12 protein-coding genes are annotated in these 13,691 nt (G+C 63.4%); 4 read left to right on the top strand and 8 right to left on the bottom strand.

The features are described from left to right. Positions 1-40 precede the first annotated feature (40 nt). From AXZ77_RS01335 to AXZ77_RS01310, 6 genes are all read right to left on the bottom strand, one after another. Positions 41-1,327, bottom strand: a complete 1,287-nt coding sequence (locus tag AXZ77_RS01335) for an ABC transporter substrate-binding protein (protein ID WP_078522367.1) — start codon at positions 1,325-1,327, stop codon at positions 41-43. A gap of 73 nt (positions 1,328-1,400) precedes the next feature. Beyond that, positions 1,401-2,477 (bottom strand): branched-chain amino acid ABC transporter permease, encoded by a 1,077-nt coding sequence (locus AXZ77_RS01330; RefSeq protein WP_098409739.1) that lies wholly within the window; start codon positions 2,475-2,477, stop codon positions 1,401-1,403. 40 nt (positions 2,478-2,517) lie between these two features. Beyond that, positions 2,518-2,700: a hypothetical protein gene (locus AXZ77_RS01325; RefSeq protein WP_078541717.1), complete on the bottom strand. Its 183-nt coding sequence runs from the start codon at positions 2,698-2,700 to the stop codon at positions 2,518-2,520. Positions 2,701-2,848: 148 nt separating this feature from the next. Then, a complete protein-coding gene (locus AXZ77_RS01320; RefSeq protein ID WP_098409738.1) occupies positions 2,849-3,838 on the bottom strand; it encodes a branched-chain amino acid ABC transporter permease in 990 nt (329 codons plus the stop codon). A gap of 38 nt (positions 3,839-3,876) precedes the next feature. Beyond that, on the bottom strand, positions 3,877-4,698 hold the full coding sequence (locus AXZ77_RS01315) for an ABC transporter ATP-binding protein (RefSeq protein ID WP_098409737.1): 822 nt from the start codon (positions 4,696-4,698) through the stop codon (positions 3,877-3,879). Further along, positions 4,695-6,671 (bottom strand): long-chain fatty acid--CoA ligase, encoded by a 1,977-nt coding sequence (locus tag AXZ77_RS01310; RefSeq protein ID WP_098409736.1) that lies wholly within the window; start codon positions 6,669-6,671, stop codon positions 4,695-4,697. Before AXZ77_RS01310 ends, AXZ77_RS01315 begins: the two co-directional genes overlap by 4 nt. 211 nt (positions 6,672-6,882) lie before the next feature. Here AXZ77_RS01310 and AXZ77_RS01305 point away from each other — a divergent pair, with 211 nt between their 5' ends. From AXZ77_RS01305 to AXZ77_RS01290, 4 genes are all read left to right on the top strand, one after another. Next, complete coding sequence (locus AXZ77_RS01305; RefSeq protein ID WP_098409735.1) at positions 6,883-8,787, top strand: PAS-domain containing protein; 1,905 nt, start codon at positions 6,883-6,885, stop codon at positions 8,785-8,787. Further along, a complete protein-coding gene (locus AXZ77_RS01300; RefSeq protein ID WP_078541712.1) occupies positions 8,784-9,494 on the top strand; it encodes a response regulator transcription factor in 711 nt (236 codons plus the stop codon). Before AXZ77_RS01305 ends, AXZ77_RS01300 begins: the two co-directional genes overlap by 4 nt. Positions 9,495-9,587: 93 nt before the next feature. Beyond that, positions 9,588-10,451 carry a 5'-nucleotidase, lipoprotein e(P4) family gene (locus AXZ77_RS01295; RefSeq protein WP_098409734.1) on the top strand — a complete coding sequence of 288 codons (864 nt, stop codon included), beginning with the start codon at positions 9,588-9,590 and terminating at the stop codon, positions 10,449-10,451. 136 nt (positions 10,452-10,587) lie between these two features. Continuing rightward, positions 10,588-10,833, top strand: coding sequence for a WGR domain-containing protein (locus tag AXZ77_RS01290; RefSeq protein WP_098409733.1), 246 nt, complete (start codon positions 10,588-10,590; stop codon positions 10,831-10,833). 16 nt (positions 10,834-10,849) lie between these two features. On the opposite strand, the gene AXZ77_RS01285 is transcribed toward AXZ77_RS01290, so the two are convergent. Together AXZ77_RS01285 and AXZ77_RS01280 are read right to left on the bottom strand one after the other, a co-directional pair. Continuing rightward, the gene (locus tag AXZ77_RS01285) at positions 10,850-11,524 is read right to left on the bottom strand and encodes a DUF2062 domain-containing protein (protein WP_098409732.1); all 675 of its coding nucleotides are present in this window, start codon (positions 11,522-11,524) and stop codon (positions 10,850-10,852) included. A 34-nt stretch (positions 11,525-11,558) separates the two neighbouring features. Continuing rightward, positions 11,559-13,691 carry a bifunctional (p)ppGpp synthetase/guanosine-3',5'-bis(diphosphate) 3'-pyrophosphohydrolase gene (locus tag AXZ77_RS01280; protein ID WP_098409731.1) on the bottom strand — a complete coding sequence of 711 codons (2,133 nt, stop codon included), beginning with the start codon at positions 13,689-13,691 and terminating at the stop codon, positions 11,559-11,561.

The raw sequence follows: 13,691 nt of genomic DNA, 5'->3' as shown, positions 1-13,691 counted from the left end.
GGGGTGGCCCCCGGCGGCGCGCGCCGGAGGCCGTTTTCGATCAGTTACACTGGTCGGTGATGTTGTTTTCCGAAGCGAAGGCTGCGGAATCTTCTTCGATCAGCGGGTTCAGCACGTCCTTGTCGGATTCGATCCAGTCAGAGGCTTCGTTCCACTTCTTCGCACCGGCATCCCACTGGAAGACCTTCGCGGAGCCGGGGCCCCCGTGGTTCTCGCAGCTCGCCTTGATCGGCTGGGCGAAGTTCGGCAGGCCGAGCTCTTCCAGACGGGCTTCGGTGAGGTCGAGATTCTCGAAACCGTCGCGCACTTCAGCGGCGTTGACGTTCGACTTGCCGGCCATCTCCTGCGCCTTGCGGATCGCTTCCGAGATGATCATCGCCGCGTACATGCCGCGCGAATAGAGCATCGTGCCGACCTGATCTCCTGCACCCGACGCCTTGCCGGCATCGACGACATATTGCTTGAGGTCCGCATAGACCGGGTAGTCCATGCCGGTGCCGTGGAACGACAGCGCCTTGTAGCCCGAGGCCTTGTCGCCTGCCGGAGCCACGTCGTTCTCCGAACCCGACCACCAGACGCCGATGAAGTGATCCATCGGGAAGCGGATGTTCACGGCTTCCTGGATGGCGACCTGGTTCATGACGCCCCAGCCCCACATCAGGACATAGTCGGGCTTGTCACGACGGATTTGCAGCCATTGCGACTTCTGCTCCTGACCGGGGTGGTCGACGGGCAGGGTCGAAAGCTCGAAACCGTGCTTCTTGGCCAGCTCTTCGAGCGTGCGGATCGGCTCCTTGCCATAGGCGGAGTTGTGATAGACCAGCGCGATTTTCTTACCGCTGATGTCGCCACCTTCCTGATCAATGATATGTTTGATCGCGACCGAGGCGCCGTCCCAGTAGTTGGCCGGGAAGTTGAAGACCCACTTGAACACCTTGCCGTTCGCAGCCGAGGTGCGGCCGTAGCCCGGGGTGTAGAGCGTGATGCCGTCAGCGGTGACCTTCGGGATCAGCTGATAGGTGATGCCGGTCGAGAGCGGGTTATAGGCCAGCGCGCCTTCGCCCTTGGTCGACTCGTAGCATTCCACGCCCTTCTCGGTGTTATAGGCGGTTTCGCATTCGGGGGTCGCAACCATCTCGCCGCCGATGCCCCCGTCACGCTCGTTGAGCAGGGTGAAATAGTCGTTGAAGCCATCGGCGTAGGGAATGCCGTTCGCGGCATAGGGCCCGGTGCGATAGCTGAGGTTCGGCACCACCAGTTCGGCGAAAGCCGGGGCCGTGGTCAGCGTCATCGCCGCCGCGACCAGTGCGGTTAGGGTCTTCTTCATTCGGTTCTCCTCCCAGAATGTTCGAGTGTTGCGCCGGGCGTGTCCCGGTTCTTTGTGTTGGGCGGCCCGGCCGTCAGTGCGGGAAGGGCCAAAGCCGGAGTTTTTCTTTCGCGACGCGCCAGAGCTGCGCGAGGCCATGCGGTTCCGCGATCAGGAAGGCCACGATCAGGCCGCCCACGATCATCAGTTCGATATGCGCGGCGAGGTCCGTGGGCCAACCGAGCGTGCCGACGAGCACGTTCTTCAGGAAGACCGGCAGCAGCACGAGGAAGGCAGCGCCCGCAAAGGAGCCGAAGATCGAGCCCAGACCGCCGATGATCACCATGAAGAGGATCAGGAAGGACTTCTGGATGCCGAAGGCTTCGCCCACTTCTGCCGCGCCCAGATAGACCGCGAAGAACAGAGCGCCGGCGATGCCGATGAAGAACGAGCTGACCGCGAAGGCCGACAGTTTCGTCGTCAGCGGGTTCACCCCGATGATCTCGGCGGCGATATCCATGTCGCGGATCGCCATCCATTTGCGCCCGACCGTGCCGCGCGTCAGGTTCCGCGCGACCAGCGCCACCAGCGTCAGCATCACAAGGCAAAACATGTATTTCGCCATGGCCGAGGTCTGCGCGCCGGTCACGAAGACGCCGAAGACGGTACGCTCGGGCGCGTTGATCTGACCCGAGGCCGAGTAGTTGTAGAACCACGGCACCTTGTTGAAGAGCCAGACGAGGAAGAATTGCGCCGCCAGCGTCGCCACCGCGAGGTAGAAGCCCTTGATGCGCAGGCTCGGCAGGCCGAACAGCACCCCAACCGCCGCCGTGATGAAGCCTGCAAGGATCACATGGATGAAGATCGATACGTCCGGGAAGGCCGTCATCAGCTTGTAGACGGCATAAGCGCCCACCGCCATGAAGCCCCCGGTGCCAAGGCTGACCTGCCCGGCATAGCCCACGAGGATATTCAGCCCGATCGCCGCGATGGCGTAGATCAGGAAGGGCACCGCGACCGCGTTCGCCCAATAGTCGTTGATGAACAGCGGCACGATCCCGAAGGCGACCGCCAGCACCGCATAATAGCGCAGCCGGTCGAATTTGATCGGAAAGGTCTGACTGTCCTCCCGGTAGGATGTCTTGAAATCACCTGCTTCGCGGTAAAACATCAGCCTCTCCCTTTCGTCAGGGAGAGCGCGTCGTCTCCCGTCAGCAGTTGCCGCGCCGGATCCTCACCCAGGCCCAGAGCCCGGCTCCCGCCCCCAAGGCGGCCAGCACGATATTCAGTGTTTGCAAGGTGGTCGGTTCTTCCGGCGGCGCGGCCAGCGCGATCCATCCGAATGCGAGCGCGGCTCCCCAGCCAATCGTGAACACGGTTGCGCAGGTCTTCATCGGTAACGGTCCTCCCAATGATCGTCACATCAGCGCGACGACACTGGGCTCCCCTCCCCTTGACGCCACGACATGTGGCAGCTTGTCGCACCCCTGCGGCTCGATCAAGGAATTTTTCACCGTGACGTGAAAGCGTCGTGATCATCGGTCAGACCCTCTCGATGATCTTCTCGCCGAACAGACCTTGCGGCCGGAAGACGAGGAAGACGAGCGCGAGGACATAGGCGAACCAGTTCTCGGTCGCGCCACCCAGGAAGGGGGCACCGATCAGAAGTTCGAACAGTTTCTCGCCCACACCGATGATCAGACCGCCGACGATGGCGCCCGGGATCGAGGTGAAGCCGCCCAGCATCAGCACCGGAAGCGCCTTGAGCGCGATCAGCGACAGCGAGAACTGCACGCCCGATTTCGAGCCCCACATGATGCCTGCGACCAGCGCCACGAAGCCCGCGATGGACCAGACAAGGATCCAGATGAAGCGCAGCGAGATCCCGACCGACAGCGCGGCCTGGTGATCGTCGGCCACCGCGCGCAGCGCCCGGCCCTGCTTGGAGTATTGCGAGAACACGGTCAGCGCCGACACCAGCAGCACCGCGACGATCGCCGCCACGATATCGAGATTGTCGATGAAGAAGCCGTAGCCGAACATGTTGTAGGTGACGGTGTCGATGGTCTCGTTGATGCCCTGCGGCAGGCCCACATCGAGCGTCTTGATGTCAGAACCCCACATCACGTCCCCGAAACCTTCGAGGAAATAGGCCATCCCGATCGTCGCCATGAAGAGGATGATCGGCGCCTGGTTCACCAGATGCTTGAGCACCACTTTCTCGATGATGATTGCGAGCACGACCATCACGGCCGCCGCGAGCAGGATCGCGACGATTGCCGGAACCTCCCACGGGAAATTCGTGTAGTGATTGCCCGTCATCGCGTTGATGAGATGGGCGAAGGGCACTTGCCCCTTCTGGATGCCGACCAGCGTGAGCGCGGCAAAGAGCGCGAGAACGCCCTGCGCGTAGTTGAAGATGCCAGAGGCTTTGAAGATCAGCACGAAGCCCAGCGCCACGAGCGCATAGAGCACCCCTGCCATCAGGCCGTTCAGCGTCACCTCGGCGGCATAGAGAACGATATCAGGCATGACGCGCCTCCGATGTCTGAATTGCGATGCGGATGGTCTCAGTCATGGGCCACCCCCAGATAGGCGTCGATCACGTCTTGATTGCTGCGCACCTCGTCGGGCGTGCCGTCACCGATCTTCTTGCCGTAATCCATCACGACGACCCGGTCGGAGAGGTCCATCACGACGCCCATATCGTGTTCGATCAGGACGATGGTGGTGCCGAACTCGTCGTTCACGTCGAGGATGAAGCGGCTCATGTCCTCTTTCTCTTCGACGTTCATTCCCGCCATCGGCTCGTCGAGCAGAAGGATCTTCGGCTCGGCGGCCAATGCGCGCGCCAGCTCCACCCGCTTCTTCAGGCCGTAAGGCAGACGCCCCACCGGCGTTTTCCGGATATTCTGGATCTCGAGAAAGTCGATGATCTTCTCGACCTTCTCGCGGTTCTCGTGCTCCTCGGCGGCGGCACCCGTCCACCACCAGCCGGCCTGCGACATGAGCCCCTTCTTCATGTGGGTCAGCCGGCCGGTCATGATGTTGTCGAGCACCGACATGCCGTCGAACAGCGCGATGTTCTGGAAGGTGCGCGCGATACCGAGGCGCGCGACCTGATAGGGTTTCATCGGCCCGCGCTTGACGCCCTTGTAGAACACCTCGCCCTCGGTCGGGATATAGAAACCCGAGATGACGTTCAGCATCGAGGATTTCCCCGCGCCGTTCGGACCGATGATCGCGCGGATCTCGCCCTCGCGGATGTCGAAGGAGATATCCTTGATCGCCACCACCCCGCCGAAGCGCAGCGTGATGTTCTTCATCTCCATGATGACCCCGCCGATCTGGCGGCCGTCGGCGGTGACGTAACCTTCGTTCATGTCTTTCATTCCGCCGCCTCCGCCATCTGTTTCGGGGCCACGACCTTCGCGTCGGCGATCTTCAGCGTCGCCTTGATCGAGCCTTTGCGCCCGTCCTCGTAGGTCACTTCCGTTTCGGTGTAGATCTCGTCACGCCCGTCATAGAGCGCCTCGATCAGGTCGTTGAACTTCTCGGCGATCACGTTGCGGCGCACCTTGCGGGTGCGGGTCATCTCGCCGTCATCGGCGTCGAGTTCCTTGTGCAGGATCAGGAAGCGATGGACCTGACAGCCCGAGAGCATCGGGTCTTCGGCGATACTTTCATTCACCTCTTCGACATGCTCGCGGATCATCTCGTAGACGCGCGGATGGCCCGCAAGCTCCTGATAGGAGGCGTAGGAGATGTTGTTGCGCTCGGCCCAGTTGCCGACCGCGGTGAGGTCGATATTGATGAAGGCCGTGCACCGGTCCTTGCCCGCACCGAACACCACCGCCTCGAGGATCGAGGGGTAGAACTTCAGCTTGTTCTCGACATATTTCGGCGCGAACAGGCGACCGTCGGCCATCTTGCCCACGTCCTTGGCGCGATCGATGATCCGCAGATGCCCGGTATCTTCCTCGAAGAAGCCCGCATCGCCGGTGGCGACCCAGCCTTCCGGGTCCTTCGTCGAGGCGGTGCTCTCAGCGTTCTTGTAATACTCCACGAAGGTGCCGGGGCTGCGATAGAAGACTTCGCCATTGTCGGCGATCTTCACCTCGACGCCCGGGGACGGCACGCCCACCGTGTCGGCGCGCACTTCGCCATCGGGCTGCTGGGTGATGAAGACCGACGCCTCGGTCTGACCGTAGAGCTGCTTCAGGTTGATCCCGAGCGAGCGGTAGAACGAGAAGATCTCCGGCCCGATCGCCTCGCCCGCCGTGTAGCCCACGCGGATGCGCGAGAAGCCCAGCGTGTTCTTGAGCGGGCCATAGACGAAGAAATTGCCCAGCGCATAGGACATGCGCTTGCCGAAGCTGACGGGCTTGCCGTCGAGAATGTCGGGACCGACGTCGCGCGCGACCTTCATGTAATGGTCGAACAGCTTCTTCTTCAGCTTTCCCGCATCTTCCATGCGGATCATCACCGAGGTCAGCTGGTTCTCGAAGACCCGCGGCGGTGCGAAGAAATAGGTCGGCCCGATCTCGCGCAGGTCGATCATCATCGTCTCGGGGCTTTCCGGGCAATTCACGGTGAAGCCCGACCAATAGGCCTGCCCGATCGAGAAGATGAAATCGCCCACCCATGCCATCGGCAGGTAGGCCAGAACCTCGTCGTTATGGTTCAGGTGATCGAATTCCGAGGACGCCTTGGCGGTCTCGATGATGTTGCGGTTCGACAGGACCACGCCCTTCGGCTTGCCCGTCGTGCCCGAGGTGTAGAGCATCACGCAGGTGCTGTCATAGGTCAGCTCGGCGATGCGCTTGTCCAGCTCGGCCTCGTAGCGCGAATGGCCCGCGCGGCCCTCGGCCTGCACGTCCTCCAGCGCGTTCATGCGCGAATGGTCGTATTTCCGCATGCCGCGCTTGTCGGTGTAGGTAACATGGGTGATCGCGTGGATGCGGTCCTCGATCTCGACGATCTTGTCGACCTGCTCCTGATCGCCGCAGACGACGAAGCGCGCGCCGCAATGCTCCATCACATAGGCCATCTCGTCGGCCGCTGCGTCCTGATAGAGCGGCACCGGAATCGCGCCGCACATCTGCGCCGCGACCATCGACCAGTAATGCATGGGGCGATTGCGCCCGATGATGGCGATATAATCGCCCCGTTCCACGCCGAGGCTCAGGAAGCCCAGCGCCATCGCGCGGATTTCCTCGGCCGCTTCGGCCCAGCTCCAGCTCTGCCAGATCCCGAATTCCTTCTCGCGATAGGCGGGGTAACCACCATATCGGGCCACGTTCCGCGCCAAAAGCGCAGGAATCGATTGGGCAGGCTCCTGCCCCTTCGCGACTGCGTCAGCCAAATTTTCCTCCCTCGCGCCGGTATGTCCGGCGTCCCTCGACCGCCCCGGGCGCTCCTCCGCGCACAGTTCGGCATGGCTCGACAGTCTATGTCAAAGTTTTCGTGATCTTTTCGTGATTGTAACGAATTCTTACGACTTCGCTGCGCAGCGAAACATGCTTTGCCGTGCCGCCTGCCGGTGGTAGCAAAAGCCAAGGAGCGGGAGGGGCGAGGTGAGCGAAACAAGCCGCGAACGGCTGACACAGGCCGGGCTGAACCTGATCGGACAGGCGCTGTCGATCTTCGATAGCGATCTGCGGCTGGCCGTGTCGAACCGGCAATATCAGCTGATGTTCGACCTGCCCGACACGCTGGCCCAGCCGGGCACCACCTTCGAGGATACGATTCGCTTCCTCGTGACGCGGGGCGAATATGGCGAGGTCGACGATATCGAGGCTGCCGTCCGCGAGCGCGTCGAGACCGCCCGCGCCTTCGAGGCCCATTACATGGAGCGTCAGCGGGCGAACGGGCGCACGATCTCGGTCGAAGGCGCGCCGCTGCCCGAGGGTGGCTGGGTCACGGTCTATACCGATATCACGCCGGTGAAGCGGCACGAGGCGCTGTTGCGCGCGCGTTCCGAGGAACTCTCGGGCCAACTGCTCGACCATGCCGAGGCGCTGGCGGCGGCGAACCGGGAACTGGCGGCGACGAACATGGCGCTGGAGGAAACCTCGCGCCAGCTAGCCATCACCGAGGCCCGCACGCGGCAGGTGACCGAGATGATGCCCGCCCATATCGCGCGGGTCGATCGCAACCTGATCTACACCTTTTCCAACCGGCGCCTGTCGACCGTGATGCCCGGATCGCTCGCCAATGCGGTCGGGCACCACGCGAGCGAGGCGCTCGGCCCCGAGACCTATCGCAAGATCACCCCCGGGTTCCGGCGCGCGCTGGCGGGCGAGGCGAGCGTCGTCGAGATCACGCATGACCCGTCGGGCCGGCGCATCCGCGTCGCGCTGACACCCGATCTTGCCAGCAAGAACGAGGTGAGCGGGGTCTATATCCTCTCCACCGACGTTACGCATGAGGCGCAGGCCCGCGCAGCGCTCGCGCAATCGGCGAAGCGCGAATTGGCCGCACAGCTCTCCTCGGGGCTCGCGCATGACTTCGCCAATCTGCTGACGATCATCCTAGGCCTGCAGGGGCGGCTCGAACGGATGGAGGGGCTGCCCGCCGACGCGCAGGACGCGATCCGGGCGACCCTTGGCGCGGCGCGGCGCGGCGGCACGCTTCTCGACCGGATCGCCGCGATCTCCGGCCCGCGCGAGCTGCGCCCGCAGGCGGTGGTGCTGGACGATCTCTTCGACGATCTCGCCGCGATGGCGGGGCCGACGCTGCATGATCCGGTGACGCTCGATTTCGACAATAGCGATCTGAAAGACGCGATCCTGCTCGATCCCGGCCCGTTGCAGGACAGCTTGCTGAACCTGATCCTGAACGCCAATCACGCGATGCGCGCAGAGGGCGGCACGATCCGGATCGAGGCCCGCGCGGTGCGCGATACATGGGTCGAGATCGCCGTGACCGATCAGGGCGGCGGGTTCTCGGAGGAGGCGCTCGAACATGCGCTCGATCCGTTCTTCACGACCAAGGGAAATGAAGGCTCCGGGCTCGGCCTGTCGATGGTCTATGACCAGACCAAGCTCGCGGGCGGCACGATCCGGCTGGCCAATACCGAGGACGGCGCGCGCGTCACGATGCGCCTGCCGCTGAAACCCGCCGCCCGGCAAGCCGAGCCGATGATGGTGCTCTTGGTCGAGGATGACGAGGACATTCGCGCCAGCACCCGCGACATGCTGCGCGCGATGGATCACACGGTCGTCGAGGCGGGCACGATCGCCGAGGCCGAAGCCCTGCTGAACCTGCCCGACATCGCGCTGGTCCTGTCGGATATCCAGCTGCCGGGACCGCGCAGCGGGGTGGATCTTGCCCGCGAAATCCGCAATCAGGTTCCCATGATCCTGATGACCTCGCTGCCGCCGGGCGATGCGCTGCGTGCGCAGGCCCCCTGCCCGGTCCTTCAGAAACCCTTTACCGCCGCGCAGCTTGCGGCGCTGCTTGCGGGAGTGCCTCGATGAGTGCCGACCATCCCCTTGTCGCGATCCTCGACGACGAGCCCGAAATCCGCCGGATGCTCTCCGACGCGCTCGAAGAGGCCGGGTTTCGTACGACCTGCTACGGCCGCGCGACCGAGTTCGAAGCCGGGCTGAAGCGCTCCTCGCCCGATGTCTGCCTCGTCGATCTGGGCCTGCCCGATCGCGACGGGCTGGCGTTGGTGCATCGGCTGGCGCTGGAATCGGGCGCTGCGATCATCATCATCTCGGGCCGCGCGCAGGTGCAGGACCGGGTGACGGGGCTGGAGCTTGGCGCGGATGATTACATCATCAAACCCTTCGATCCGGCCGAGGTCGTGGCCCGCATCCGCGCGCGCCTGCGCAAGGGGCGCAGCGAAGGCCCGGCGCAAGCGCAGACCGCCCATTTTGCAGGCTGGACCGCCCATTTCGACCGTTACCTGCTGGTAGCGGAGGACGGGGCCGAGACCTCGTTCTCCCATGCCGAAGGCGAAGTGCTGCGGCTGTTTCTCGAAAGCCCGAACCGGCTGATCACCCGCGCGCAGATGCAGGAAAGCTTGGGCGGCGCGGCAGGCGAGAGCTTCGACCGGGCGATGGATGTGCGGATCTCGCGGTTGCGCACGAAGCTTGGCGAAGACCCGAAAAATCCGCGCCTTATCAAGACGATCTACGGCGCAGGCTATATCTTTCTGGGCGAGGTCCGCTGGAGCTGAAGTCACGGCAAGGTGACCCCGCCGTCGCTTGCGCGCACGCCGCATCCGACGCTTGAATTCCGAGTTGCGAACAAGACCAACCGGGAGACAGATATGACCTTCAAGCCTTTGCTTGCGCTTAGTGCGGCGGCCCTCGCGCTCAGCACCGTCGCTGCCAGCGCGGACGGCGCGCAAGCCACCAAGCAGAACGACCTGCTCAACGCGACGCTCTGGATGCAGCAATCGGTCGAGCATGCCGCCGTGTCGCGCGGGCTTTTCGATCTCGCCAAGCTGCGTCTCGATCAGGCGCTGGCCGACAAGGGCTGGACCGCGACGCCCGACAAGGAAGGCAAGGGCTATCAAGACAAGCCGGTCGCGATCATCACCGACCTCGATGAAACCGTCCTCGACAACTCCAATTACGAGGCCTCGCTGATTGCGCGCGGCACCTCGTTCTCGTCGAAGGAATGGACGGATTACGTCAAATCCGAAACCACCAAGGCGATGCCCGGCGCGCTCGATTTCCTGAAATATGCCGACAGCAAGGGCGTGAAAATCTTCTACATCTCGAACCGGACGAAAGACGAAGAGCCCGCCACCCGCGAGAACATGAAGAAGCTCGGCTTCCCGATGGGCGGCAATGTCGACACGGTTCTGACGAAGAAGGAAAAGCCCGACTGGGGCTCGGCCAAGGAGAACCGGATCGCGAGCGTCGCGAAGGATTACCGCGTCGTGCTGCTGATGGGCGACAATCTGGGCGATTTCTCGGATAGCGCGAAGGGCTCGGTCGACGCGCGCCATGCTTTCCTCGAGAAAACGAAAGGCAATTGGGGCAAGGACTGGATCATGTTCCCGAACCCCGAATATGGCAGCTGGGAATCCGCCGCTTTCGGCGGAGACTGGTCGAAATCCTCCGATCAACGCCGCAAGGAAAAGATCGGCGGGCTCAAAACGTGGTCGGCTGCCCCGTCGAATTGATCCATGTGAAACATAGGCTTAGGGCCGTCCTTCGGGGGCGGCCCTTTTCCGTCCGCGGCAGCGTTAACCTCTTTTCGCTGGCCAAAACCGCCCCGCTCTGATTCACTTCACGAAATCGGGATACAGGGGCACTGCCATGCTCAATCTCCTTCTTCACACGCCGACGTCGCGACGGTTCTATCGCGTGGAAGTCTCCGACAACCTGTTCGGGGAGTATACCGTGCTGCGCGAATGGGGCCTTCAGGGCCAGACCGGCGCATCCTGTCTGCGGTGGTTTTCCAACCTGCGCGAAGCGGTCCATGCGGCCGAGCGGTTTCGTCGCCGGGCGCAACGGCGCGGCTATGCGCTGAGCGAGGCGGGCGCGGGCGAAGCGCAAAGCTGACGCCAGCGGCTGCGGCTCAGTCTTCGGGAGTCTCGGACTTCCCCGCCGCCGCGCGTTCCTCGCGCTTGATCTTCGCCCGCATCTTCTCCAGCCGCGCCTTCAGCTTGCTGCGGCGCCGGTTCTGATAGGCGGTAATGATCGGCAGCGACACGTAGTAGCAGATCGTGGCCGCGATCACGCCCGGACCGATCCCGCCGATCAGATAGGGCAGCCAGACATCGGTGAAGAACCGCTCCAGCCCGCCCCATTCCGCATGCTCGGGGGTGAACATCGCCCAGAAGTTATGCAGCAGATCGTGGCTCGCGGCCTGAAAGGTCTGCAACAGGCTTTCCGGTTCCCCGCCATGATCGAGCCGGTCGCCGAGGATTTTGTGGCCCAGCTTCGTCGAGAAGACCGCGATGATCGGGAAGGTAACCGGGTTGCCGAAGAACGTGGCGAGGATCGCCGCGAGGATATTGCCGCGCATGATCCAGGCCACGGCCGCGGCACTGACGAAGTGAAATCCGAAGAGCGGCGTGAACGAGACTAGGACCCCGGCCCAGACGCCACGCGCGATCCGGTGCGGGCGGTCGGGCAACCGGTTGACGCGGTGCTTGACGTATTGAAAAGCCCGGGACCAGCCCGAACGCGGCCAGATCGCCTCGCGCAGGTTGGCCCAAACCCCCCGTTTTTCGCGCCGTCTGAAGACCACGCTGCCGTCCTTTCTACACCCTGCGCCGTGTGCGTCAGGGTTTGCGCGACAGGTTTCTGATCCGCTCCACCTGCGCCACGTCGCTCTCCGCCTCCAAGGCGGTAAGCAGGCGATGCATATGTTCTGCATCGCACAGTTCGACCTCGACGAGAACCGAATAGAAGTCCGGCTTGCGCTCCACGAAGTTGAGGTCCGAAATATTTGCCTTCTGCTGGCCGATCAATGTGCAGATATGTCCCAGCACGCCCGCGTCGTTCGAGATCGTGACCTTCAGGGTCGCGGTATAGGCGGGCGGGTGTTGCCCGGTCTTCCAATGCAGATCGACCCAGCGTTCAGGCTGATCCTCGAACTCTTCGAGCGCGGGACAGTCGATGGCGTGGATCACCACGCCCTTGCCGCGATAGGTAATGCCGACGATGCGCTCGCCCGGCAGCGGCTGGCAGCAATCGGCGCGGCGGAAGCTTTGATCGGCGGCGAGGCCCAGCACGGCGCGGGTCGGCTCGATCTCGGCGCCTTCGCGGCGTTGCGCGAGTTCCGGATAAAGCGCGTCCAGCACGTCCGAGGCCGCGAGCTCGGCGGAGCCGAGCCGGGCGAGAACCTCGTCCTGATCGCCGATCCCCAGCGCCTTGCCGGCGGTGCGCAGCGCCTTTTCGGTCACGCGGCGGCCGACATGCTCGAAGGCCACCCGCGCCAGTTCCTGCCCCAGCTTGATGAAGCGGTCGCGATCTTCCTCGCGCAGCGATTTGCGGATCGCGGCCTTGGCGCGCCCGGTCGCCACTATATCGAGCCAGGTCAGCTGCGGACGCTGGCCCGAGGCGGTGATCACCTCGACCGACTGGCCGTTCTTCAACCGGGTCCAAAGTGGCACGCGGATCCCGTCGACCTTCGCGCCGACGCAGCTATTGCCGATCCGCGTGTGGATCGCATAGGCGAAATCGATCGGAGTCGCGCCCTTGGGCAGCTTCACCACATCGCCTTTCGGGGTGAAGCAGAAGACCTGATCGGAATACATCTCAAGCTTGACGTTCTCGAGAAACTCCTCGTGATCGCCATCGCCGTCGGGGTCCGAGAACCGCTCGCTGAGCGAGGCGAGCCATTTCGCCGGATCGACCGCGAAGGGGTTCTGCGCCCGCTCGCCATCGCGATAGGACCAGTGTGCCGCGACGCCCGCCTCGGCCACTTCGTGCATCTGCCGGGTGCGGATCTGCACCTCGACGCGCTTGCCGTCGCGCCCCGAAACGGTGGTGTGGATCGAGCGGTAGCCGTTCGTCTTCGGCTGGCTGATGTAATCCTTGAACCGGGTCGGCACCGCGCGCCAGCGGTGATGGATCAGGCCCAGCACCCGGTAGCAGTCCATCTCGGTGCGGGTAATGACGCGGAAGCCATAGATATCCGACAGGCGCGAGAAGGTGAGCTGCTTCTCCTCCATCTTGCGCCAGATCGAATAGGGCCGCTTCGCGCGCCCGAACACGTCCGCGTCGATATCCTCGTCTTCGAGCAGCGCGCGGATGTCGGCGGTGATCTTCGGGATCACATCGCCGGTTTCCTTCTGCAGGCTGACGAAGCGGCGGATGATCGAGGTGCGCGCCTCGGGATTGAGCACCTTGAAGGCGAGGTCTTCGAGCTCCTCGCGCATCCATTGCATACCCATCCGGCCTGCGAGCGGCGCGTAGATCTCCATCGTCTCGCGCGCTTTCTGCGCCTGTTTCTCGGCCCGCATCGAGCGGATCGTGCGCATGTTGTGCAGGCGGTCGGCGAGTTTCACGAGGATCACCCGCAGGTCTTTCGACATCGCCATGAACAGCTTGCGGAAGTTCTCCGCCTGTTTCGAGGCCGCGTTCGAAAGTTGCAGGTTGGTCAGCTTGGTGACGCCATCGACCAGCTCGGCAATCTGCTCGCCGAACATCTCGGACACTTCGCCATAGGTCGAGCGCGTGTCTTCGATCGTGTCGTGCAGAAGGGCGGTGACGATGGTCGCATCGTCCAGACGCTGCTCGGTCAGGATCGCCGCCACCGCGACGGGATGCGAAAAATAGGGCTCGCCCGAATGCCGGAACTGCCCTTCATGCATGTCTTTTCCGTAGGCATAGGCCTTCCGGATCAGATCCGCATCGGTCTTGGGATTATAATTGCGGACGAGCGCGATCAGGTCTTCGACGTCGATCAT

The sequence above is a fragment of the Thioclava sp. ES.031 genome (genome assembly GCF_002563775.1).
In the GTDB taxonomy this organism is placed as follows: Bacteria; Pseudomonadota; Alphaproteobacteria; order Rhodobacterales; family Rhodobacteraceae; genus Thioclava.
Note: the sequence above shows the minus strand (reverse complement) of the source record. Positions and strands in the feature narration are given on the sequence as shown.